The sequence below is a fragment of the Helicobacter baculiformis genome (genome assembly GCF_900197685.1).
Classification (GTDB): Bacteria; Campylobacterota; Campylobacteria; order Campylobacterales; family Helicobacteraceae; genus Helicobacter; species Helicobacter baculiformis.
The window spans coordinates 12,000-36,676 of the sequence record NZ_FZMF01000023.1 but is presented as its reverse complement, the minus strand read 5'-3'; the positions used below and the strand labels follow the sequence as shown (position 1 = coordinate 36,676).

Below are 24,677 nucleotides of genomic sequence, written 5' to 3'. Positions count from 1 at the left end.
CCCCAAGAATCTATACCGCCCGCCCCACAAACTCCTACCACACCCCCCTCGCCCGCCCCACAAACTTCCTCACAAACTACGCCTCAATCTTCTTCTACCCCCACAATTCAAGATGCATTGACATTACTGGGGCAATCTAAAACCCTAGAAAAACCTGCAGAAACTCTAGAAAAGTCCGCATCAGTTCCAGAAAAGTCTACAGAGATTCCTGTTGATAAAAGCAATGTAGTGGTGATCACGCCCAAAGAAGAGATGTGGATGGAGAGTGTGGATCTAAATACTAAGAAGAAAACTCAAATTGCTTTAAAAGAGCCCTTTATCCTAGAAACCAAGGGGCATAAATGGCTTCTTGCTTTTGGACATGGCAATGTCTCTTTAGAGGCTAATGGCAAGACTCTTAATTTCGAACAGAAAAAACCCCTGAGACTTTTGTACACACCTAAAAACGGATTGCGTCGTGTTAGTTATGCCCGTTACCAAGAGTGGAGTAGATAATTTGCGGCTTTTAAAATATTTGATTGTACTTGCAGGTCTACATGGGCTCTTGTCCGCAGATACACTAGAAACTAAAATTAAAAATTTGATTGGAGAGCATTTCTATCAAACTAATAGGAATTTCATCGCCAAAATTTTCAAAAACCGCAACGCGTTTTATATCCAAGATAGATTGCAAATTAAAAAAGTAGTTGATGCGTTAAAGGAAAATGGACTTTTACCTTTAAAATTCAGCAAACCTGGTGTGTTGCGCGTGAGTTTTCAGGCAAAAATCCCTCCCCTGCTACTCTTAAAGACAACTCAGAGTGTGCTCGCCTCTATGGGCTATGCTTATTTTATGGTTCTGGAAGTGACTTATAAAGATGCGTGGAGTAAAGCGGTTTTTACGCTCAAAACCGAGTATGCCCTAGATCCTAATCTGATTGCCTCACTCTTTGCTAAAAAAGGCTTCGTGTTTGCGGATTTAAAACGCAACAATTTACAAGACTGGAGTTATTATTTTGGAGTGCGCACGCCCAAATTAGCTAACACTGCAACCATCATTCCTTCAGGTAACTACTTAGACCTAAAAGAAATTAGCGGGGAATATTGGCTAGATATGGCTTATAGTGGTCGCTTACACATCATGGCTAACACGGATGCATGGCATCCTCAGATTAGCTTTTTTGATACTTCTTTACACATGTTAGATTTTACTCACAATCCAAAACCCACTTCTGAAATTACTTTAGATGTTCCCGATAGCGTGCGCTTTATTAAAGTAAGTGATATGGAAAACCCCATCATCCTTAAAGCAGGTATCAGGGTGCTTTTAGAGCCTTTGCAACGCTAGCGTATTGCACAAGGGGGGCTTTTATGTTATCATAGGGGTTTAAACCACAGTAAGGGAGTTTTATGAAAAAGGTTGTTTTGGGTGCGTTTTTGGTTTCTTGTCTAGCGCATGCTACGACTATTGATGTAAATAAATTAAGTATGAGTTTTACAGCGTTTAAAACTCCCAAAAAAGCGGGTGTAGAAGGCACTTTTGATGGCGTGAATTACCATTTTAACAAGGATACTTCTAGTGTGGCGCGCATGTTGGATAAAGCCAGCGCAACTATTAATGTTTCCCATGTGAATTTACACGATGAGCTTAAAAGTAAGAATGTTAAAGAGGCGTTTTTTGATCTTTTTAAAGATAAGAACCTAAAAGTTATCTTTAGAGATGTTGTTGCTGGTGAGAATCAGGGCACGCTTTTAGCTAGTGTGCGTATGAATGGTAAAAGTGTCAAAGTACCCATGAGCTATACGATCGAGAATAATGAGTTAGTGGCTACAGGTGTGTTAGATATCTTAGAATTTGGTCTTAAAGACGCGTTGCAAAAGCTCGCCAAAGCATGTGAAGCGCAACATGAAAAATTAACCTGGTCGCAAGTTAAAATTACTTTCAAAGCGGGTCTCAAAGACTAATGGCAAAAAAACAGCTAGGACACGCCCTGCTACACAGCATTAACGATTTTAATGAAGCTAAGCAGGTGATTGTAGGAGGGGTAAATTCTCCCGTTAGGGCGTTTCAAAGTGTGGGAGGTACACCTCCCTTTATTTTTAAGGGGGAGGGCTATTCTCTTTACGATGTCGATGGTAATTCCTATATAGATTTTGTCCAAAGCTGGGGACCTTTGCTTTTTGGACATGCTGATGGACAAATTCAAGAGCGCGTGATTGAAGTTTTGCAAAGAGGATTGAGTTTTGGTGCACCCACAGAATTAGAGACCACTTTAGCAAAAAAGATTGTGCTCAGCTATGAGGGGGTGGAAAAAGTGCGCTTGGTGAGCAGTGGCACAGAAGCGACCATGAGCGCAATTCGTTTAGCTAGGGCTTTTTCTCAAAAAGATGATGTTATCAAGTTTGAGGGGTGCTATCATGGGCATAGCGATTCTTTGTTGGTGGGGGCAGGGAGTGGGTGTGCCACTTTTGGTGTGCCTAGCTCTTTGGGTGTGCCTAAAAATATCAGTCAACACACTTTAGTGGCGCGCTACAATGATATCGACTCGGTAAAAGCGTGCTTTCAAGCCAGTAAAAATGTTGGCTGTGTCATCATCGAACCTATCGCGGGGAATATGGGCTTAGTACCCGCCCAATTGGAGTTTTTACAAGAACTCCATGCCCTATGCCAGCAACACCAAGCTGTGCTCATCTTTGATGAAGTGATGAGTGGTTTTAGGGCTTCGGCGAGTGGTTCACAGAGCTACCACCATTTAGTGCCAGATTTGGTTACCTTTGGGAAAGTGATTGGGGGGGGCCTGCCTTTAGCGTGTTTTGGGGGTAGAGCTGAGATTATGGAATTATTATCCCCTATGGGTGGAGTTTATCAGGCGGGTACTCTAAGCGGCAATCCGGTGGCTGTGGCTGCGGGCATTGTGGCGTTGGAAAAAATTGCCCAAGATCCTAAACTTTATTCTAGACTGGAAGCGCTCGCCTTGCGTTTTACGGATGGGTTGGCGCGCGTGGCACAATTGAATCGTATTGCCTTACAAACCTGTGTTCGTGGAAGTATGTTTGGCTTTTTCTTTAGTGAACAAGAGGTGTGCGATTTTGAGGGCGCTAAATCTTCTAAGAGCGATCTCTATGCCACTTTTCATCAAAAAATGCTCCAAAAAGGGGTGTATCTTGCACCCTCTGCTTTTGAGAGCGGCTTTCTCTGCACGCCCATGCATGAAAATATCATCGATGCGTGCGTGCAAAAAGCCCAAGAGAGTTTTTCTGAAATGGCGCATGGCATCTGAACCTAAATTCAAGCGGATTGTAGAGGGGGCAGGCGTTTTAAGCTTAGGGATCTCTATTGTGGTTGCCGTGTTGCTTGGTATTGGAATTGGTTATGGACTCAAGCGTCTTACTGGCATTGCGTGGCTATTTTGGCTGGGGGTTTTTTGGGGAGTGGGGGGAGCGATCCTCAATGTCTATAAAGCTTATAAACGCGCTAAAAAAGATCTAGATGCGCTCGCTCAAGACCCTAAATACCATACACAGGATCGTGATGTGTAGCCTTAAGTGTGCGCTTTTTGTACTTTCCTGCAATCTCATCGGAGTGGGTACAATCGCTTATAGTTGGGATTTGTTGGCATTGCTTAACTTTGAAGCGAGTTTTCTAGGGTTTTTGCTAGTTTTGATAACAGGCTACCAACGACTTAAGAATACCTTACGCAATGCACAGGATCGCCTCCCTTCTAAATTTATTCTAGGTGTGGAATTGGGTCTAGGCTGGTTTAAAGTGGGAGCTTATGCCCTCTTGCTGGGTACACTCCTGGCACTCATGCACTGGGAAATCTTCCAGCCAGCCCCCTACCTTTTAGGACTGGGGGCATGCTTGGGAAGCGTGCTGGGGAGTTATCTGCTTAGAAATCAAAAACATAGTTAAAGTATAGAGACACATCGCGGTGGTAGAGAAGGGAGGCACTTCTGCCCCCTGAAGAACCCTTGTAGTAATAAGCGGGTATGAGGGGAATGAGGAATCCCACCTCTAGACTTTGCTTATCTGCAAAATTAGTTCTAAAACCCACATTAAGAGGGAGCTGAAAGTAAGACTCGTGAGGCTTACCGGGCAAGTTCAAACTAGAAACAAAATTCGCGCGGGTTGCCATCACGGTACCCACCCAACTAGTCCCTGCAAGTTGGAAGCCTAAAAACCCTCCCATAGCGTAATCTTTTGCCACGAAGAAATTATAAATCATGTCCGTACCAACGCCATAACTAATGTTGCTCAGCGTGCCTGTTCCGGAAAAACGCCCCACTGCATTGTAGCTGAAGTTGAAGTAGTAGCGCAACCCAAACCTCTTCGCGCTGCCAAAAAATTGCTTATACCCTGCTTTTGCATTAAAACCCCATAGATTGCTGTCATACCTTCTATTAGCGTAGAGAAATCCAGTGTAGGTTTCTTTGGTGGTCATGTAAGACCATTGGAAGCCCGCTCCCAAATAGGCAGCGTTCCTTTCTGCTTTCAGAGGCGAGAATAATGCAAGCGCGCCAAAGAGGCTCACAACGCTTACAGCAGAGCTTAAGCATTTAGATAACGAAGCCATCAAAGAACCTTTTTAAACTAAGATTTGAGATGGAAATCTCAGCGGGGATTTTAAGATATTTACATTAATTTTTTTCTTAAAAAGAAAAAAATTAATTCTGCTCGGTACGCGGAGGTGCGTCTGGTGGCAAAATAGTAGCACTGCTAGAGAAAATTAATCATCCCTGCCCTAATGTACACGAACTTTAAGCTTTGAAGAGATGTTAATCTCCATGGATATGTTTTACATGTTCGCCATAGTGTTGGCTAAAAACATGCACCCCCTGTTTATTCTTGACAAAATAAAGGAAGTTTGTTTTTGCGGGAAAGAGGGCAGCCTTAATGGCACTCATCCCTACACTTCCTACAGGCGCATCGGGTAACCCCTTGTGTTTATAGGTATTATAAGTGCTCTCATCCTTCAGAATACGCGCGCGCGACACTTTCGTGTGAGAATATTTACCATAATTCAAGCTTCCATCCATCTGTAGAGGCATGCCCTTTTCCATGCGATTATAGATCACCCCTGCAATTAAAGGCATCTCTTTAGCATTGGCTGCCTCTTTTTGCACAATGGAAGCGACAATTAAAGTTTTTTCCCATTCTTTAGGGTTATAACGCCCCAAAAGCTGCAAGCTCATTTTCTTATACTTGTTGCTGGCGTAGTTAAGCAAGTAATCCATAAGTGCGTTAGCGGAGATACCTAATGCAAAGCGGTAAGTATCCGGAACAATAGCGGCTTCTTTATAAAGGGCTTTAGATCTATAAGCTTTATAAAGATCGTCTATCTCTAGATTGAAGGTAAGCGCTAAATCTTGAATGAAAAAGTAAAGCGTTTCACCCGGAATAAGGGTAATATTTTTATAAACTTTCTTGGACATACTCAAGGCGTATAAAAAATTCCCTTTTGTGATTTCTTGTTGGGCATCCACAGGAATAGTGATATAGCCACTCCTAGGAGTTTTCCACAATCTTAAAGCTTTCATCACACGCAAAATCCACAGATCGAGCGTATTGATATCAGCATCTACTTTGCGCATTAGATTGTGGAGCGAGCCACTAGGAATATAAAGTGTGCCGTATGCTTTTATGGGTATACTCAAGTAAAACAATAATGAAAGCCAAATGATCAAAACGATTTCTAAGAAAATGTTCCGCCTTATGGTTTTAGGTGGCGTTTTGGGCACACTACTACTAGGCGTGTGGCTTGTTCTAAAAAGCGGCATCTCTATCCCTTCAATCCACCTTGGTAAAGTCCATATTGAGGGATTGTATCTAAAACTTGATAACAAATTTGTGCTTGATGTGAAGCGTTTAGACATCTCTGCACTCTTAAATTCTAAGCCTAAAAAAGCTCCTCCTCGCATTGATGATGTCGTACAGGGTATTAAATATAGTATATTGGCTCTTTCTTACTTTCAAAAGCTCACCGTTCAAGAAATTGTGCTTAACGCATCCACTAAAGCCCATGTGCTGTTTGATGGGAGTACTTACGAAGTTGCGTTCCCCGGTATTGAGGTTAAATTTTTATTAGAAAACAGCCAGCAACTACGCCTAAAACTTTTACATTGTATTTTAGCTCCTTATCATATTCGTGCGCTAGGGCATGCCAGCTACGATAACCATTCCAAGCAATTGAGTTTTGCGCTAGAATTATTTCCCCTCAACGATGTACCGCATTTGCGCAAATCTAAGCTTATTGTACGCGCGCAAGGCTTAAGCGACTTTAGTACTTTGGCTCTCAAGTTAAGCACCAATGAAATCCGCCATTTAGATTTTTTAAGACCCTATTTTTCTCAAGGTAGCCATCCGGTTGTGCAAGCATGGCTATTTGATAATATTGAGTTTTCCAGTGTCAGAATTGATACTGCTAAGGCTATGCTAGATCTCAAAGATAAGCAACTCTTAAAAACCCTCTTAGATCGTGTCAGTGCACAGGCAATTGTAAAGGATGCGCGGGTGCGTTTCCAATCCAAGCTCGCCCCTATTGTAGCAAAAGAAGTGGCTTTGGAACTCAAGGATAGAGCATTAATCATTGCGCCTAAAAATGTCTTTTACGAAACCATGCCCCTAGAAAACTCCCGCGTGCAGATTAGTAATTTGGGCAAAGGGTCTTATTTGAGTGCGGATATCAAGATCGCTCCTAGTCTATCGTTTAAGAGTACCAAAAAATTACTCCAAGCCTATAACATCACGCTACCCATAGAAAAATTCAACACCCTTTTAAGCGCCGATCTACTCTTAGGGGTGCAATTTATCCCTAAAGCTCATGCTTTAATTTCCGTGCAAGGTAGTATTATCGCACAGCAAGGCACATTTTTACTTTATGGCACACCCCTATTCACCCAACAGGCTAGCATTGCCCTAGATATTACGCCCGAGCACAATAATGTCTTTGTTGATACGCTTCATACACGTTATCACAACATTGCCGATGTGGATACAAGATTGATGCTAGATTTCACCCAAAAGCGCATCTTTGGCACGATGGGCGTGCACAAACTCCAAATTAACACTAATAATGCCATCAATATTCAGCCCTTTAGTCCGCATAGAAGCACAATTAAAAAACCACCCCCCGCGATCAATATCACGCATCTCCCAAACATTCTAGCCCAGGGTAAACAAGTTCTTGAGCAATACATCCTCGCCAGTATTAAAGCACAAAATAAAGAAGTATTTAGCCAAGATGTGATCTACGCTACTAGCACCACTTTACCCAATTTAGAATTTAATTTGGACTTTTCAACACCCCATGCACCTAGCATCAATTTAGGGTCTTTGGGTGTGGAAGGTAGGTTAAAGGAAGGAGTCTACTCTTTGGAGGTTAAGGACCTAAGAAAGCTTTTTCCTATTTCGCCCCTATTACGCTATTTTGGCATTAAAAAAGGCACACTTAGCGCGAGTACAGCGGATTTTAAAAATATCGAATTTGTAGGCATTATCAAGCATGCTTTTCCGCTCTACCACCGCGATGGTAAACGCTTAGATACCCTTTCTTTCCTGGGCACTTGTAAACCCGATAGTATGGAGATTTTCACTCACGATGGGGCTATTATGGGCAAAATTAAGGATAAGCAGAAGATTTTTTTCTTTAACGATATTAATTTCAATTTAGATGAATTTTTGGATTCTAAAATTCCCTTTGTCAAAGAATTACTTGCCCCCAGCGCACATAGGCTCACTAAGGCACAAATTCGCGATGAAAATGTGTTCATCCGTGCCAAACAGAGCTACGAAAAACGCCACCATATCACCCCCATCTCTACCATTATTAGCGCGAGCAACATAACCATTACCCTTAAATCTTTCCCCCTAAGCTTGGAAAATATCCGCCTTATCATGCGAGATGGACAGGTGAGTATCGATGGCGCTTACCACCATGCCATGCTTAACGCGGATATCATCCATGGTGATGTCATCATTAAAGCCAATAATTTCAGCGGGGACTATCTGAACTTAGCGTTACAAAGTGTAATTTCAAAAAATATTATTGGCGGAGGACTTTATAGTCTTACAGGAATCTATAGAGATCAGGTATTTAATGGGGAATTGCGTATGCAAAACACCACGATTAAAAACTTTAAGGTCTTGCAAAATATTGTTAACATTATCAACACGATCCCTTCTTTGATTGTCTTTAGAAATCCACGATTAGGCGCACATGGTTATGAGATTGCTAAGGGACGTGTACTCTTTGGTGTAAGTGCGGATTACTTGGGTTTAGAGCATATTCAACTATCCGGCACAACTCTAGATGTCGATGGCAATGGCATTATTGCCTTTTCGACAAAAAAAGTTGACCTCTCCTTAGACATCTCAACCATCAAGGGTTTTAGCAATGTGATCAACAAAATCCCTATTGTTAATTATCTTATCCTAGGTAATAGGGGCAAGATTTCTACCCATGTTCAGGTGGGCAAAACCCTAGATAACCCTTCTATCAAAGTTACACTTGCTAAAGACATCGCTCAAGCTCCTTTTAAGATTTTAAGGCGTATCTTTACTCCTATCGATATTATTATCGAAGAGATTAAGAAAGGACTTGCCGACCATGACACTCCTAGACTGCCAGAAGGATCAACGCTACACAATCCTTGAAATTCAGGGCAATGATTCCGCTCTCAAAGATCGTTTTCTTTCCTTTGGTGTGCATGCGGGAGTAGAATTCACGCTTCTACACCATTCCTTGCGTCGCGCCACATTCAGCATTGCTATCAACAACGCTCAAGTTGCTCTACGCGCCCATGAAGCTGAGTTGCTAGTTGTTGCCCCTCTGTGAACATGCGCACTAAGGCGCAAATTATCAAAACGCGCCTCTTAGACCATTTTCAAAACCCTACAACGGAGCTTATTTACAATAATGTTTACGAGCTTTTGGTTGCGGTGGTACTTTCTGCTCAATGCACAGACAAACGCGTCAATATGACCACTCCGGCTCTTTTCGATGCTTACCCCACTATAGAAAGTCTTGCGAGAGCTTGCTTTGAAGATATAAGAGAACTTATTAAGAGTATTTCCTATCCTAATAATAAAGCCAAGCTTTTGATTAAAATGGCGCAAGAAGTGTGCCAACGCTTCCATGGGAAAATCCCAAGCACTCAAGAAGAGCTTAAGAGTCTTTCAGGAGTGGGGCAGAAAAGTGCCAATGTGGTTTTATCGGTTTATTTTGGACAAAATTATTTGGCTGTAGACACCCATGTTTTCCGCGTAGCGCACCGCTTAGGCTTGAGCAATGCCAAAAATGCCTTGCAAACGGAACGGGATCTTAGCGCACTCTTTGAAAGCGATTTAGCACATCTACATCATGCGATGATTTTATTTGGGCGCAACACATGCAAGGCAATTAGACCTCATTGTGCAGCATGTTTGTTTGAAGATTTGTGTGAAAATAAAAAAATGCCTAATTCTAAAGTTAAACCCAACAAAATCTAGTATAATGCAAACCACTACGGAAAGGGAAAGTGATGGATCAGCAATTCAATAAAGAAACTCAGGGTGTGAATATCCAATCTAACCCTACCCTGAGCACGCTTACGCCCGTCAACCCCAAAATTAGAAAGCAACCTACTCTTAACCCTAGGGAAATTGAGCTCACTACTTATTTAGAAGAGCTCATCGAGGATTACAAGGGGTTATTAGACATGGAAGTAACCTTCATGGCAGAGTTGGGTTTTACTTCCATTCCCTTAGGTGAAGTGTTGCGTTTTGAACGTGGCTCTGTGATCGATTTGCAAAAACCTGCAGGCGAGAGTGTAGATGTCTTTGTAAATGGACGGGTAATTGGCAAAGGCGAGGTGATGGTGTATGAAAAAAACCTAGCGATCCGTCTCAACGAGGTTTTAGATTCAAATGCCATTGTCTACTACATTGCCAAGGACATGTAACCTAGTAGAATGGCTAGATGTATCCACCGGTGGTTCCTCTCTTTTGCACTCTTGTGTGTGCTTTGTTATGGTGCGAATCCCAATTTTTTGGAACGAGTTCACACCGCCCCTATCACTCAGGAGAATGCGTCGGGCATTGCGCTTAATCTAGTTTTTAAATACCCCTTACGCCAAACCCCTCAAATCTCTCCTAAGCAAATCATCACCTTACAAAACATTGCCCCCCTTTCTCCCAAAGCCGAGCATTTCAACACTAGCATTCTTAAATCTTTGGAGATTTACTCACAGAACAACACTCTGTTTATCGTGCCCAAAAGCAATCTGCTTTTTGATGTGCGCGCGAAACTTTCTCAGGATAAAACTTACCTACGCTTGGAATTTCTGCCCTTGCTCAACATGCCCTCTTCGCCCGCTAAAGAGGTTGAAAGTCCTTCTCAGCGCGTTCCTATTTTGAAGAAAGAAGAAGATCTTTTACCATGGGATCATGTGTGGAAAATCGCGCTTGTACTAGGTATCTTACTGGTGGTTTTATGGTTTCTCAAGCGTAAAAATACCCAACAATTTTTGTTCCCCAAAGTGGGCTTAGAACCTAGCGTCACTTTTGTGAAACCTTTAGATGCTACACATAAACTTGTTACGATTGAAGTACGCAACCAACTTTACTTAATTCTACTCAATTCTAATCAAAGTGTGGTGTTAGATAAGATTAATTTGGATTTTTCACTTAAAAAAGACTCTGGTCGCCTCAAAGAGGAGCTCATGGAAGAAACTAAGGAACGCTTACGGCAATCTAAGCTGAAGGACTCTTATGTCTAAGCCACAACGCTATAGTTCCCTAGCTCTTGATAAAGAGTTGGCAAATCGGCGCGCGACAAGGAATTTTTATATTTCTTTGCTGATCTCGTGCTTATTGCACTTGTTGATATGGTGGTTAGTGGATTACGGATACAAACTCTTTAAGAAGCCTAAGCAACCCAAGCTTGTCAGGCTTAGTCCTAGCAATCTATTGGTTCTAAAGCGAGGGCGTTCTCTAGACCCTACCAAGCACACACAAGGTGCGCTTAAGCCCTCTAAAGCTGCTCCCAAACATGTTCCAACTCCTCCAAGTCATCGCTATACTCCCCCAATTAGACAGCATCATACCGCTCGTAGGCACAGAGAACGCCCTAGACATCGGGTAGAAGAACGCAGAGCTGAACGGCGTGAGGTAGAGCCAAGAGCCATCCCGCACCACAGCGAAGAAACCGCAATGCATAGCGAGCATAAAGCGCTCCATCAAACAGAACATGAAGTTACTAAAAAGGTTACTCCTGAAAAACCACAGCCCCCTCAAGAACCCATCAAACACCCCGCCCCTGAAAAACCAACTCCACCAAAGCCTGTTAAAAAACCAGAACCTGCTAATACGGCACAGGATTTTAACCCTAACAACCTTTCATTCCTCCCTTCTGAGCAAACGCCCGTTCAGCCTCCGGCTAGAACTAAAAGTTATGAAAACGATAAAGGACTAGATACCCAAACCCGTAAGGATATTGATGATTTATATGGAGAAGAATTTGGCGACTTGGGTACAGCAGAAAAAGACTTTATTAAAAGCAATCTTAGCGAGATTGGACGCATCACCCAAAAATACCTAGAATATCCTAGTGCAGCGGGATATTTAGGGCAGGATGGTGTTGATGCGGTGGAATTTTACCTCCACCCAAATGGTGACATCACAGGACTTAAAATTATTATGGCATCTGGCTATAAGCTTTTAGATGACAACACGCTTAAGACCATCACCATTGCCTATAAAGACTACCCACGCCCCACTACCACCACGCTAATCCGTATCCGCGTGCGCTATTTCATTTACCGCTAATGCGTCTTACTCTCAATAATCCCCTAGATATGCACTTGCACCTCAGAGAGGGGGCATTACTCAAAAGCGTTTTGCCTTTTAGCGCACGGGATTTTTGTGCTGCTGTGGTGATGCCCAATTTAAGCCAGCCCATCACAACCACTACACGTGCCCTAACCTATGCACGAGAAATCCAAGAATTGTCGAGAAACTTTACCCCTCTAGTTGCCCTCTATTTACAAGAAAGCATGCCATGTGCTGAGCTGGAGCGTGCCCACGCACATGGGCTTTTTTTGCTCAAGCTTTATCCTAAAAATGCTACCACTAACTCCAAAGAGGGCGTGCAAGATATCTTAAGCCCTCCCATGCTGGACTTATTGCAAACAGCCCAAGAACTTGATTTTATCCTTTGTGTGCACGCGGAAAGTAGTGGCTTTGTTTTGGAGCGTGAGGTAGAATTTCACCCCATTTTAGAGACTTTATGCGCTACTTTTCCCAAATTAACCATCATCTTAGAGCACATGAGCGATCACCGCAGTATACCTCTTTTGGAAAAGTATCCCAATCTCTACGCTACTTTGACTTTGCACCATATCGCTTTAAATCTAGACGCTCTGTTAGGCACTCATTTGAATCCTCACCTCTTTTGTAAGCCCGTACTTAAAACCCCCGCTGATCAAAACGCGCTCTTAGAACTAGCCTTGCACGCCCATCCCAAAGTTTGCTTTGGATCGGATAGCGCACCCCATCCTATAGAGCATAAACATGCATGTGCATGTGCTGCAGGGGTTTTTAGCGCTCCCATTCTCTTAAGCGCTTTAGCCACTCTCTTTGACACTCATCACGCCCTCGATCGTCTCCAAGCTTTCCTTAGTGATAATGCTATGCATATTTATGACCTGCACCCGCGTTGCAAACTTCCCCATAAACGTATCACCTTAGTCAACAAACCCTTTAACCCCCCCAACATCCCTAAACTTATTATTCCTCAATTACCTTTAAAATGGCGCGTAGATGCCTAAAAGTACATGGGGGTTTGGGATACTTTTAGGGATACTGTTTATCACCCTAATCAGCCATGCCCCCCAAAAATTCAGCTTTACATCCCCCCCTGTTTTACAAGAAAGTACACATGCGCTACTGGATAAGCGTGCACTGCCTACTCCAAAAGTAGCCAGCATGCATGCAGCCACTTTAAGTATCCTTTCTGATCGTTTTTTATTAGCAGCCTATTTTGCTGGAAGTGCAGAAGGAGAGCGTGATGTGCAAATTTATGCTAATCTTTACGATCTAAACACCCAAACTTGGAGTCCTCCCTTTGTGCTTTTGTCTGCAAAATTATTAAGCCAACTTGCAGGTGTGTATGTCAAAGCATTGGGCAATCCCGTATTGGTTAAACGCGGTGATTGTCTCTATCTTTTTGTAGTGGGTGTGAGCTTGGGGGGTTGGGCAACTTCGAGAATTTACACCCTCTCTATCCAAACCGCTTCTTTGCATACCTCTGTGCGCCCTCATCTAACTTTCCTTTCAACCCTTTCTTTAGGACCTTTTTTAAATATCAGCCATTTGGTGCGCAACACCGCTCTCTTAACAGATGATGGGGGCTTTGTGTTGCCTATTTACCATGAACTTGCTACAAAAATGCCTCTGCTCTTAAAGTTTGATGCGCATGCGCACTTGCAAGAAGTCATTAAACCGAACACCCTTAGTGCCCAACTTCAACCCACTCTAACCCCCTACCAAACATGTGCTCTTATGCTCTTTAGAAGTTATAGACATACAAACCTTTATGCCCAAACCTGCCAGGACCCCACCCACTGGAATCCCCCTACCTTAAGCAATTTACGCAATTATAACGATGCGCTCGCGCTCTTCAATGCCAATGGCACACTTTATTTGATCTATAATGCGCCCTTGCCTAATTCCCCTAGGAGTCGTAGCGCATTGCGTCTTGCTAGATTTGCCCCCACACCCAAACAGCCAAGCTATTTTAACCCTCTTGTGATCTTAGATCAAAGCCATACAAGCGAAGTGAGTTACCCTTGTGTGCTTGTATCGGGCGATAAAGTGCATGTGCTCTACACCAAAGAGCGCCATGCTATCATGCATCTTGTCTTTAATAGCGCCTATCTCAAAGCCCTTTGATGGAGGGGATGCTTCATAGCGCGCTTATCACTCTAGTTTTGAGCGCATGTGTTTTTGTCAGTACGCGTCGCCACTCCTTCCTCAAAACACTAGTAATAGCAGGGATGTTGCTTTACCCTTTCTCTTTTTTGCGCTTGTTTAATGGGAGTGGTTTGAATCTAAGCATGCTGATCACAGGACTTTTTGGTGCCCCTAGTCCTTTAAGTGTACTCTTGGCATTGTGGGCATGTGGGGCAAAATATTTACGCTTAAAAGTTCTTCCACGCCGTAGCGCGCTTTTTCTAAGTATCTTTGGGGGGCTAGTTTTTTTAGACGCACTAGGACTTTTACCCATTAGTCTCATCTATGCCCCACGCACATTTGTATGGCTCAGTCTATGTATATGGGGGGGACTAGCCTTCCATGTGCATAAAGTGTTAGGAAGTTTTTTTGTGCTGATCTTGGGGTTCAATCTCTTTTGTCCTGTTGCCCTACCCTATAATTTGTTTATGGATATCTATCTGTGGATAGTGGCATTATGGATAGCACGCCCCAAGAAATTTTTATAATTCCCTACTTAAGATCACCTCTTGGATCATATGCTCTTGCCCCTCTTTTCGTACATGAATTAACACATCAATCGCACTTTTAAAGTACCTGCGCACCACTTCAAAGGGTAAATTGACATGACTACCCATCTCCAAATTAAGCGCAATAGCTTCTAACACTTGATGAACGCTATTTGCGTGCAAGGTGGAGATCATGCCCTTGTGTCCAGTATTACCAAAGCGTAAGAAAAGCAAAGCGTTACGGGTATCAATTTCCCCTACCATCAGGCGATCTGGGCGCATGCGTACCGCCATGTTCAACGCGTCTTCATAGCTCAGATTACCCTCATGCTTGCTCACCAACAAACCTATCGCATTGACAAAATCTTTTAAGCAGAGCTCTTGACTATCCTCCACACTTACAAGGCGCGTTTCTTTAGAAATGCATGCCAAAAGCGCGTTAAGTAAACTCGTTTTGCCGCTAGCCGTCCCTCCACTAATTAAAATATTATGTCCCTTTTGCACAAAATTGCGTAAATCCTGATGGTTATACATGCAGGTTTGTGCGAGTTTAAATGTCTCTAGGTCAAATACTTGCGCGCTAGGCACGCGGATATTCAAACTGATTTGATTAGTAGTGGTAATACTAAAGTGATTTGCGCTCACACGGCATGCACTGAAGGGTAGAGATGCATAAAGCATGGGATGTTGCTGATCAAAACGCATATGATAATAGCTTGCTAGTTGCTCACAGAAGCATAACAAAAACTCTTTATGTAAGGCAGGTTCTTGCACTTTCAAGCGTACACCATCTGACTTATAAAGCCAAATCTCTCGTTCTTGGTTACTCACCAACTCGCTAATTCCGCTCTCTAGATAGGGTGTAAAGAGTGCGATTTGGGCTTGAAGAACCCGATGACTAGTCAGCATCGCCTAAGTGCGATCTGCAAATCCTGAGGGGTATCAATGCCTATACTTTGGCTTTTGACCACACTAACTCCGATGGGCTTATGGTGATAAAGTGCACGGAGTTGTTCAAGCTTCTCAATCTCTTCTAAGGGGCTTTTTTCTAACGCACAAAACTCTAAAAGTGTGGCGGCTGAAAAACCATAAATGCCAATATGTCCATAAAAAGTAAAGGCTTGTTGTTTGTCGCGATCGAAAGGAATGGGTGCGCGAGAGAAATACAGCGCACCTTGCGTACCCAAGACAACCTTAACACAATCTGGACTACACGCCTCTTCTGAGCTGATAATCTTGGCACAAGTGTGCATAAAAGCGGTTTTTCGGGCATGCTCTAAAAGTGTAGCGATCACTTCAGTCTCTAAAAAAGGCTCATCAGCCTGTAAATTCAATACGGGCGTTTGTGGGGTGAGTTTCAGGCGCGCGCACGCCTCTGCGCAACGATCTGTTCCACTGGTATGTGTAGGGCATGTCATCATCGCCTGCAAACCAAAATCTTCACAAACTTTTAAAAGTTTCGCATCATCGCATGCCACTACCACCTCATCGACTGCCTGTGCATTGCGCGCGGTGCGCACCACCATGGGCAAGCCTCCGATATCTACCATGAGCTTTTGGGGAAAGCGCGTGGATTGTAATCTAGCTGGGATCAAAATCATAGGATGTAGTGTAGCATATTTTATAAAGGAGTGGGGTAGCTAGCACTGATGAGGGCTTTAAAGCGCGCCCCAAAGGCACTTGGATCTAAGAGTGCGCGCGCTTTGAACGCTTCTCTTTGGTAGGTAGAAAAAGGCATATGCGCCTCAAAAAGTTCCAAAAGTTGGGCTAAACCCATGTGTATGAGCGCTTGGCTCTGTGTGCCATAAAAAAGAGTATACGCACCTGTGAGTTTAAACAACGCCTCTAGGGATTGGAAATCAACATCATAAGTTAGATCAGTGTGTTGATAAAGCTTCTCAAGATTATCCAAAATGTCTTGAAAATCTAGAACGCGGTGTTGGAGATAAGCTCTTAGATCGATTTGCCCGCGCGCACCATACTGCCCATAATCAAAGCTTGCCAACACCCACGCGCGTGCATGTGATAGGCGCTCCACTAGGGTGGAAACATAGGGTTGCCAATATGGCTTACAACCTATTTCTGAGGGCTGCACCTTCTCAATCCAAAGAGGTTTAAAATGATCGATATACAGCATTTGCTTCCCACGCACAATTTCACAGGGGAAACTATCCCATAACTCATTATTGTAAACAAAAACGCTACAATCAGAAGATAACCTAAGATCAGAAAGCGCAGCTAGTGTGGTGAGTTTGATGCCCATGCGCGCCAAGTGTTGCGCTTGAATAATGCGTAAGGATTCCAAAGGCTCTAAAGTAATAAACTCCACATGCTCTAACACTCCTTGACTTAACGCACGCAAAAAAGAAAGTACATCGCCCATCAGTTTTCCATAGTGTGCGCCTATTTCGATGATTTTCAAGGGTATGTGAAGTTGCCCATTTTCTAAGAGCTTGAGAAGATAGAAGGCTAAACTTCCTCCAAAAAATGCGCTTGTACTCACGGAAGTGTAAAAATCGCCTTGCATCCCTACGTGTGCACGGGTATAATAGCCTCCCCCATCGTCATAAAGCCATGTGTGCATCAAGGTACTAAAAGGCTGGGGCATGAAACACTCCTTTAATATTAACATGGCATTCTAGCGCGTTTTAATTTTATCTTCTAAAGTGGATGTCTGCAACTTCCGATCTAGGGTTGTTGTCATTTTTGCGCTATATTAGCGCGTGGAATTTTAAAAGGTTGATAGGGTTTATGAAAAGAACACTTCCTCTTTCTCTCTTGTTGGGTGTTGTAGCGCGCCGTGCCAAAGCCAAGAACAAGAGAGTCCGCTTTTGTGTCCTGCGCCTGCGTAAGGTCGCGCGTGAAAGTGTTAAGCGTCCTTTAAAGCCCTCTCTAAAAGCGCCTAAGTTGCCTTTATCAAGAAGTGTGTTGCTTTTGGGTGTACTGGCGACCGGGGGAGTGCTGAGAGGGCAAGAGACGAATGTTTGGGGGGGGGTCTACTGGCTTGAAAATAAGACTTATAATCTTGGAAGTGGAGGGGTGGCTTACATTGATCCGGGTAATAGTACGATCGGCACTTACACTTCGCAGGCGTGGGGGCGCTCTTTTGATGTTAATGTTACTGGAAATAACCAAACAACCCTAGTGATTGGGAATAAGGCAATAGCCCCAGCCACAGGCGGGACTATTTGGATTCCTCATGGGAGCATAGGACCTATTTGGGGGACTTTCAATGCGCCAAATATTTATCTCACCAATACCTTCAAAACAGGAACGCCTAGCGGTTCTGGTAAAGGAGTGATGAGCTTTAATGCAAGCAATAATCTTACAATGGATGGGCTCACCTACGACAATACAGAGACAATTGCTGGTGGAGGATCGCTAGGAAGCGGTCCAAGGTCTAGCGCTACTTTTAAAGCTACCAACACTATGGATATCAAAAATAGCAACTTCGCCGACAACACTTGGGGAACTTTTAATCTTAGTGCTAAAGATATCACCCTAAGCCATAGCGGTTTTACTGGGTATCATTCCAACATCTCTGTAATCGCCTCAGCGAGTTTGCAGGCTGATAACATGAGTGTAAATAACGCCTACGGCTCTGTGGAGATAAGCGGAAGTAATGGGGCTACAATCAACAATGCTATCTTTAGTGGGGATCAAAACAGCGTTAAACTGAGTTCCACAGCCGGTAATCTTAGCCTCAATAACACAAAGTTTAGCAATAGTCAGCAAATTAACATAAATGCCCAAACCGCTAGCTTTAGCAATACCACGTTTGACACCACAGGACAGGCGCAAAATGTCTTCAAAGCCAATAGTTTAACTTTTGATAACACCACATGGAATGGATCCACCTATTACAAATTCGAAGGGCAGAACGGCAGCTCAACGAACACCACTTTCAGTGGCACGACTAATATCAATACCGACGCTCCTGGCATCTCTCCTTTTTCTACCTTACAAGGCACTATTAATTTATCTCCCGGGGCCATTATCAATATTGCCCAGTCCTTGAAAATTGGGCAGAACTATATCCTCTTTAATGATAAGAGCACTATTAAATCCGATAACCAAACCCTCAATGACCAAGATTTTTGGAAATTTTTAACATTCCATGGTGCACAGGCCACCTCTATTAGCCCTGATGGTGCTAACACAAGCATCGCCAATTTTAATATAGGTGGATTGGATTATCGCATGAAAGGGGTTTTGAGTGGTGGAAAATTGACTTTTCAAATGCTCACAGGATATCAGAACATTTGGCATGATGTCTATTGTATGAGTTCTGCACTTTGCGCTCTAGCTCCCTCTACTCCATTTAAAACTTACTCGTACAATGTGGGTGATGGGATCGCCTACATTGACCCTAATAGCGTCAGCAACCATTTTTTAAACGCCTACAGCTCTTTAGGTAATGGAGGAACCTATAATGTAGAAGGTCAGGGGACTTTGGTGATTGGCAATGATAGGCAGGCTGTAGCTACAGGGGGAGTGGTGCAGTTTGGCGCAGTAGGCAATGTAGGTTATATTAAGGATTGGTTCAATGCCTACAATATTTATTTGACCAATACGATCAATGTGGGTACGAGCGCCCTTACAGGGGGGGGAGCACAGATGAGTTTTACAGCTAAAAATAATCTTATCGCGGACGGCTTGACTTATCACAATTACATTACGGCTTTACCGCCCTTCAACACGGCAATCCAACAGCACTCTAATGCTCTTTTTAATGCCCAAAGTATCAGTATCAATAATTCTTCTTTAGAAGATGATTCATCGGGCAAGTTTTCTTTCAGTGGGAGCACAGCGGTTAGTTTTAATCAAAGCAACTTACAAGGGAGTGGTACTACGGTTACAATCAACACACCAAAGGCAACCCTTGATAGCACTTCCTTTTTCTTGGGAAACAGCGCTGGTCTTACTTTCGAGAGTAATAGTAGCAATGGGAATACCGCCATTAATAACAGCACAATCAACCTGAGCAAGAACAGCAACGCCACTTTTAACACAAATACTACTTTAAATAGCACGACTATGTTTCTCAACAACGCGAGTCAAGTGAGTTTCAACAAGGCTAGTGTATTGAGTGGCACGACCGCTTTAAATTTAGATCATTCTAGTAATGCCACCTTTGCTCAAGGGGCAAACTTGAGTGGCAACGCCTACTTAGATCTTATCAATAGCTCTAAAGCGACTTTTAGCGGTAACACGACTTTTAGTAGCAATGCAAGTTTAAGTCTTGGTAGTCAAAGCAGCGCTACCTTTCAAAATGGTCTAACAAATTTTGAGGGTCAGGCGCACTTGAGCGTACTTAACAATAGCAATGTAAGCAATAATACAACTCCTCAGGTGCAATTTGAAAAAGTGAATTTTGGAGGCGGGTCCTCTTTGAATCTACAAAATGCGACTATAACAAGTAAAGAGACAAGTTTTACTAACCAAGCAAGCATTAACATGGGTAGTAGTACTCTAGAAGCAGGCACTCTGAACTTGAATGGGGGGAATTTTTTACTACAAAATAGCACCATCAAAGCCACTACAGGCACTAGCACGGGCATTATCAATGTTAGTTTTCAAGGCAATAGCCAATTCACTTTCAATAATGCCTTCAATTTGGATGGGACTTTAAATTTTAAGGGACTTTTAAGCTCAAACAATAAGCAACCGTTGATTCAGGTGGGAAATAGCCAAGATGGCAAGGACAGCGGTATCTTTGATCTAAAAGGCACGCTCAATATCGCTAATATCGATCTTTCAGCACTTCTTCAGGGCAATAAACCCATCACTTACGATATTGTGAATGCTAAGGCAATTCAAGGCATTACTGGATCAGAGGGTTATAAGAAAATTGATTTCTATGGCATTAAAATTACCGACGCAACCTATACAGATTCTGCTAACCAAAAAACCCAAAGCTGGAGTTTTGTTAACCCACTCAATGGCGCGCAAACCATCACCGAAAAAATCGAAAATGGCAAACTAACGATTCAAATTTCTGAAAACGCAAACCCTGTTGCTACTTCCTATTACAACATCGCTCCAGAACTTTATTTCTACAAACAATCCAAGCAAAACACACAGGGCTACCAATACGATTATAGCGATGATCGTACGGGGACTTTTTTTCTAGATGGTAATCTGAAGGGGGTTTTCACCCCCAAATCAGAAAAAGGGCAGAGCGCAACACCTATTGTTCCAGGAACTTATGACGCCAACAACCAACCCCTCAAGGGGCTTTATATCTCTAATAGTATTCTTGGCAAGAATACGATTGGCGATCTTTATGGCATTGCTTCTAGTCTCTTGCCCAAGTTGGAAAATTTATTAAAATCTGGTGTCTTAAACGACTTAAGCGATCCGGCTAAAGCCATCCAAGCCCTAGAGAATTCTGGAATCAGTCTCACTAATGAACAGCAGACTCAGCTTTTAAATTTTATCAATGGACTCAGTAGCCAAATCAACCAAACCTTCAAAAATGGCACGCTTGTCGTGGGTGCGCCCCAAGCCGGGCAAACCGGGAGCACAAGTACCGTGTGGTTTGGTGGAAATGGTTACACAAGCGCTTGTGCCCCCACCGATGCGGGCTGTCAAGCTCTAAGAAGCACGAATTTAGGGCAGTTGCTTGACTCTACTTCCACAGCTATGGGTTACATCCAAGCCCAATTTAATGCCAAAGACATTTATATCACTGGAACCGTGGGAAGTGGTAACGCGTGGGGTATGGGGGGGAGTGCGAATGTTACCTTTAATAGCGCGACTGATTTAACCCTCAACGGGGCTACTATCAGCGCAGAAGGTACCGATCAAATCTTTACTCTCTTGGGGCAGGGTGGACTTGAAAAACTCTTAGGGCAACAGGGTTTGGCTCAAATGTTGGGGCAGTACATCTACCAACAGGCTTCCGGGGCTAACATTGTTCCTAATTTGATCCCCAATGGCATTAAGGATTCTTTACCTGCACCCTTGATCAAGGATTTGGGCGATAAACTTAAAAATCTTAAATTGAGCGATTTTCTAACCGCACAGGATATGGGTGCGCTCTTGCAATTGCCCGGCATGGAAACCGTGATTAAAAATATTTTGAGCACGAAAACCGTGAGTTCTGTGTTGGGAAATGGGGGGTTAATTTATAGTCTAAGCGAGCAGCAGCGACAGGCGATTTATAATGAAATTAACAAGCAATTACCCTTAGGAGGGGCTAAAATTGTCCAGGACCTTGCAAATGGGATTTTTGGTCCGCGTACTCTACTCAATCTTATCAACGCGCTTTCGCCCATGTCGCATATGGACGTCAAGCAGATGCTTAATTTTCCTAACACCCCACAAGGAGAAGTTGCGCTCAAAAACTTTCTAGAAAATAACACCTTTGGTAAGATTTTTGAGGGATTGATGACCAACGCTGATCTTATTAACAAAACCCTCTCATGGCTAGGTCCTCAGATCTTAAGTGAACTGATTCAAGTTGCCGTTCAAGATGCTATCCATCCCTCACAAGCCCTCACCAATACCTTAGGAAATGTGGGAACTAAAATCATTGATCAAATCTTTGGCGCGGGCGCTACAAAAACCCTTCAGGATTTACAACAACAACAAGATGTAGCAAAAGTCATCGACGCTCTGATGCAAGGCAAGGGTTTAGAGGGAATTTGGGCAAATGGACTAGGAAGCGTGCTCCCCCAATCCTTGCAAGATGCGCTTAAAAAGGTGGGCATGGGCTCTTTGCTAGCCCCTAAAGGCTTGAGTGCCTTTTGGCAGAAGGGTTACTTTAACTTCCTAGCAAATCATGATGTTTTGGTGAGCAATAGCACATTTAACAACGCTACAGGCGGATCTTTGGATTTTGTGGCGGGCAACCAAATTATCTTTTATGGTACCAACACTATTAACTTTACTAATTCTCAAGGTACGCTTAACTTCTTCTCCAATAAGACTTCCAATATCGATATAAGCGCACTTAACGCAAGCAATGGTTTAGACATTAACGCGCAGTTTAATAATATCAGCGTACAAAAAGGCACAATCACCTTGACAAATTCCTATGAAAGTTTAGGAGTGAGTGCACAAAATTTTAGCTTTTTAGGCACGATAGATGCCAGCGCAGGAGGGAGTGTCAATCTTTCAAGGGTAACTAATAACACCACGATTGGCACTCTGAATTTAGGCGCACAAAGCACTTTAAGCGCGAATAATCTAGGGATTGCCACAGCCTTTAACAACACCTCTAGTCAAGTGGCTAATATTGCGCAAAACTTTACCCTTTACTTCGGATCAACGCTTACAACAGGTCCTCAGAGCATCCAAGTTGGAGGGAATTTTTCTAGCGCGGCTAGCGCTCTAACCTTTAACAGCGATGCCAAGAATATGAGTGTGTCCTTTATTAATGTTTCTGGAATAGCCACTCTCATGCCCACTAGCGCAACCTCTTTCACTCTTCACACTACAGCTCCTGCTAGCACCAGTGCATCCACATCAAGTTCTACACCCAACTCGAAACCAACCACACCAACGCCTGCAACAACAATGACCACTGCATCCACCCCTACTCCTCAAACACAGTCCTCTCAAATCAGCTTGTCTACAAACGGGGTTTATACGCTCATCAATGCGGGTAAATGGATACGCTATTCTCTTGTAGGGCAAGCCTTTAATCCTAATAGTTGGCAAGATTACCTTACCCTCTACACCTATCTAGACATTGATGGGAAGAGTATGAAACTCAATGCACAAGGCACGGGTTTAACTTACAATGGCAAACCCGTTACCATTAGCGATGATGGGTTAAGCGTGAGTTACACGGATGCACAAAATCAGACCATCACGACCTCCATCGCTTATAATAAAATGCAGGTGGGTATCACAGACCCTCTCTCCGTCAATGTGCCCACAATCCAGCAGTATATCGCCCAAATTCAAGGGCAGCAGAGCGTTGATGCAATTTACAATGCGGGGGGAGCTAGGGTTATGCAATGGCTTAAAGCCTTGCTTATAGACACCAAAAACACCCCCTTGTTTGCCCCCTATTATCTTGAAGATCACTCGGTGGCAGATCTCGTAAAAATCGCTAAGGATATTTCTAATAGCATTGATCTTATCGCTAGCCCCACACTTAAAAGCAATTCTGCAGACATTTTACAAATTAATGTTTATACCCAGCAAATGAGTCGTTTGGCTAAACTTTCTAATTTTACCCCCAATACTCCCACTTTTGCAGACATGCTAGAAAGTCTTAAGGGTAAGAAATTTGCTAGCGCTGTGCCCAATGCGATGGATGTGATCTTAAAGTACTCTCAAAGAGATACACTCAAAAATAATCTTTGGATGCAGGGCGTAGGGGGGGCTAGCTTTGTAGCAGGAGGCACGGGCACACTCTATGGAATTAATGTCGGTTACGATCGTTTTGTTAAAGGTGTGATTGTGGGGGGATACGCTGCCTATGGCTATAGCGGTTTCCACGGTAATATTGCTAATTCCAATAGCAATAATATCAATATTGGACTTTATAGCCGCGCTTTCGTCAAACGAAGCGAGATCACTTTGAGTGCGAGCGAGACATGGGGCTACAACAAGACCTATATCAGTGCTACCGACCCACTCCTCTCCATCATCAACCAGCAGTATGATTACAACACCTGGACCACCAATATAGGGGCGAACTACGGCTATGACTTCTTCTTTAAAAACAAAAGCGTCGTCCTCAAACCTCAGATTGCCTTGCGTTACTATTACATTGGACTTTCTGGTTTGCAAGGTACGATGGACAACCCTACCTATAACCGCTTTAGAGCCAATGCCGATCCTAATAAAAAATCTGTTGTAACTCTCAATCTTGCTCTAGAGAGTCGCCATTATTTTGGCAAAAATTCTTATTATTTTGTCATTGCCGATATTGGGCGCGACCTCTTTGTGCATTCTATGGGGGATAAATTGGTGCGTTTTATCGGCGACAATACTTTGAGTTACCGCAATGGCGGACTTTACAACACTTTTATGGCTCTAACTACGGGCGGAGAGATACGCTTATGGAAAGCGCTCTACATCAACGCGGGTATTGGTGCGCGCTTTGGACTAGATTACCAAGACATCAATATTACTGGCAATGTGGGCATGCGTTATGCCTTTTAAGTTATAATTTAGATTTCATGCGCTATAATGGAATTCCCCCTCCTTTTAGCCCTGAGGGGTTCGCCTCTTGGGGCTTTCACTTAAGGGTTTTGAAAGTT

At 43.3% G+C, this 24,677-nt stretch carries 20 protein-coding genes and 1 pseudogene; 16 read left to right on the top strand and 5 right to left on the bottom strand.

What is annotated here, in order from left to right; all coding sequences use genetic code 11:
- The 6 genes and pseudogenes from C6G87_RS04800 to C6G87_RS04775 form a co-directional block, all read left to right on the top strand.
- A pseudogene (locus C6G87_RS04800) lies at nt 1-495 on the top strand (hypothetical protein); the annotation flags it as partial.
- Nucleotides 467-1,327, top strand: coding sequence for a hypothetical protein (locus C6G87_RS04795; RefSeq protein ID WP_233709014.1), 861 nt, complete (start codon nt 467-469; stop codon nt 1,325-1,327). The pseudogene C6G87_RS04800 and the gene C6G87_RS04795, both read left to right, overlap by 29 nt.
- A 62-nt stretch (nt 1,328-1,389) precedes the next feature.
- A complete protein-coding gene (locus C6G87_RS04790) occupies nt 1,390-1,944 on the top strand; it encodes a YceI family protein (RefSeq protein WP_104752390.1) in 555 nt (184 codons plus the stop codon).
- Nucleotides 1,944-3,260, top strand: a complete 1,317-nt coding sequence (hemL, locus tag C6G87_RS04785) for a glutamate-1-semialdehyde 2,1-aminomutase (protein WP_104752389.1) — start codon at nt 1,944-1,946, stop codon at nt 3,258-3,260. The genes C6G87_RS04790 and hemL overlap by 1 nt, the downstream gene beginning before the upstream one ends.
- Entirely contained in the window at nt 3,250-3,519 is a 270-nt protein-coding gene (locus C6G87_RS04780; RefSeq protein ID WP_104752388.1) for an AtpZ/AtpI family protein, read from the top strand. Before hemL ends, C6G87_RS04780 begins: the two co-directional genes overlap by 11 nt.
- Nucleotides 3,512-3,892 carry a hypothetical protein gene (locus tag C6G87_RS04775; protein ID WP_104752387.1) on the top strand — a complete coding sequence of 127 codons (381 nt, stop codon included), beginning with the start codon at nt 3,512-3,514 and terminating at the stop codon, nt 3,890-3,892. The genes C6G87_RS04780 and C6G87_RS04775 overlap by 8 nt, the downstream gene beginning before the upstream one ends.
- Here the strand turns inward: C6G87_RS04775 and C6G87_RS04770 are convergent.
- Both C6G87_RS04770 and mltG read right to left on the bottom strand, forming a co-directional pair.
- Nucleotides 3,870-4,553, bottom strand: a complete 684-nt coding sequence (locus C6G87_RS04770) for an outer membrane protein (RefSeq protein ID WP_104752386.1) — start codon at nt 4,551-4,553, stop codon at nt 3,870-3,872. The genes C6G87_RS04775 and C6G87_RS04770 overlap by 23 nt on opposite strands.
- 202 nt (nt 4,554-4,755) lie before the next feature.
- Nucleotides 4,756-5,571 carry an endolytic transglycosylase MltG gene (gene mltG / locus C6G87_RS04765; protein WP_233709013.1) on the bottom strand — a complete coding sequence of 272 codons (816 nt, stop codon included), beginning with the start codon at nt 5,569-5,571 and terminating at the stop codon, nt 4,756-4,758.
- 85 nt (nt 5,572-5,656) lie between these two features.
- On the opposite strand from mltG, the gene C6G87_RS04760 reads away from it, so the two are divergent.
- From C6G87_RS04760 to C6G87_RS04720, 9 genes are all read left to right on the top strand, one after another.
- Nucleotides 5,657-8,632, top strand: coding sequence for a YhdP family protein (locus C6G87_RS04760; protein ID WP_199767637.1), 2,976 nt, complete (start codon nt 5,657-5,659; stop codon nt 8,630-8,632).
- Nucleotides 8,586-8,813 (top strand): FeoA family protein, encoded by a 228-nt coding sequence (locus C6G87_RS04755; RefSeq protein ID WP_104752384.1) that lies wholly within the window; start codon nt 8,586-8,588, stop codon nt 8,811-8,813. Before C6G87_RS04760 ends, C6G87_RS04755 begins: the two co-directional genes overlap by 47 nt.
- A gap of 2 nt (nt 8,814-8,815) precedes the next feature.
- Nucleotides 8,816-9,466, top strand: a complete 651-nt coding sequence (gene nth, locus C6G87_RS04750) for an endonuclease III (protein ID WP_104752383.1) — start codon at nt 8,816-8,818, stop codon at nt 9,464-9,466.
- A 32-nt stretch (nt 9,467-9,498) separates the two neighbouring features.
- Nucleotides 9,499-9,918 carry a flagellar motor switch protein FliN gene (gene fliN, locus C6G87_RS04745; RefSeq protein WP_104752382.1) on the top strand — a complete coding sequence of 140 codons (420 nt, stop codon included), beginning with the start codon at nt 9,499-9,501 and terminating at the stop codon, nt 9,916-9,918.
- Nucleotides 9,919-10,005: 87 nt separating this feature from the next.
- Entirely contained in the window at nt 10,006-10,734 is a 729-nt protein-coding gene (locus C6G87_RS04740; protein ID WP_233709012.1) for a hypothetical protein, read from the top strand.
- Complete coding sequence (locus C6G87_RS04735) at nt 10,727-11,782, top strand: energy transducer TonB (protein WP_104752381.1); 1,056 nt, start codon at nt 10,727-10,729, stop codon at nt 11,780-11,782. Before C6G87_RS04740 ends, C6G87_RS04735 begins: the two co-directional genes overlap by 8 nt.
- Nucleotides 11,782-12,783 (top strand): dihydroorotase, encoded by a 1,002-nt coding sequence (gene pyrC / locus C6G87_RS04730; RefSeq protein ID WP_104752380.1) that lies wholly within the window; start codon nt 11,782-11,784, stop codon nt 12,781-12,783. Before C6G87_RS04735 ends, pyrC begins: the two co-directional genes overlap by 1 nt.
- Entirely contained in the window at nt 12,776-13,906 is a 1,131-nt protein-coding gene (locus tag C6G87_RS04725) for a sialidase family protein (RefSeq protein WP_104752379.1), read from the top strand. Before pyrC ends, C6G87_RS04725 begins: the two co-directional genes overlap by 8 nt.
- Complete coding sequence (locus tag C6G87_RS04720) at nt 13,906-14,454, top strand: hypothetical protein (protein ID WP_104752378.1); 549 nt, start codon at nt 13,906-13,908, stop codon at nt 14,452-14,454. The genes C6G87_RS04725 and C6G87_RS04720 overlap by 1 nt, the downstream gene beginning before the upstream one ends.
- Here C6G87_RS04720 and C6G87_RS04715 read toward each other — a convergent pair.
- Genes C6G87_RS04715 through C6G87_RS04705 form a run of 3 tightly spaced genes read right to left on the bottom strand, consistent with a single transcriptional unit; the run spans nt 14,449 to nt 17,062 of the window.
- Complete coding sequence (locus C6G87_RS04715; protein WP_104752377.1) at nt 14,449-15,363, bottom strand: ATPase, T2SS/T4P/T4SS family; 915 nt, start codon at nt 15,361-15,363, stop codon at nt 14,449-14,451. The genes C6G87_RS04720 and C6G87_RS04715 overlap by 6 nt on opposite strands.
- Nucleotides 15,357-16,055 carry a 3-deoxy-manno-octulosonate cytidylyltransferase gene (gene kdsB, locus C6G87_RS04710; protein WP_104752376.1) on the bottom strand — a complete coding sequence of 233 codons (699 nt, stop codon included), beginning with the start codon at nt 16,053-16,055 and terminating at the stop codon, nt 15,357-15,359. The genes C6G87_RS04715 and kdsB overlap by 7 nt, the downstream gene beginning before the upstream one ends.
- A gap of 20 nt (nt 16,056-16,075) precedes the next feature.
- Nucleotides 16,076-17,062: an SAM-dependent methyltransferase gene (locus tag C6G87_RS04705; protein ID WP_104752375.1), complete on the bottom strand. Its 987-nt coding sequence runs from the start codon at nt 17,060-17,062 to the stop codon at nt 16,076-16,078.
- A gap of 143 nt (nt 17,063-17,205) precedes the next feature.
- Between C6G87_RS04705 and C6G87_RS04700 the strand changes: the two genes are divergently transcribed.
- Nucleotides 17,206-24,579 (top strand): vacuolating cytotoxin domain-containing protein, encoded by a 7,374-nt coding sequence (locus C6G87_RS04700; RefSeq protein ID WP_158653098.1) that lies wholly within the window; start codon nt 17,206-17,208, stop codon nt 24,577-24,579.
- The last annotated feature ends 98 nt before the right edge of the window (nt 24,580-24,677 follow it).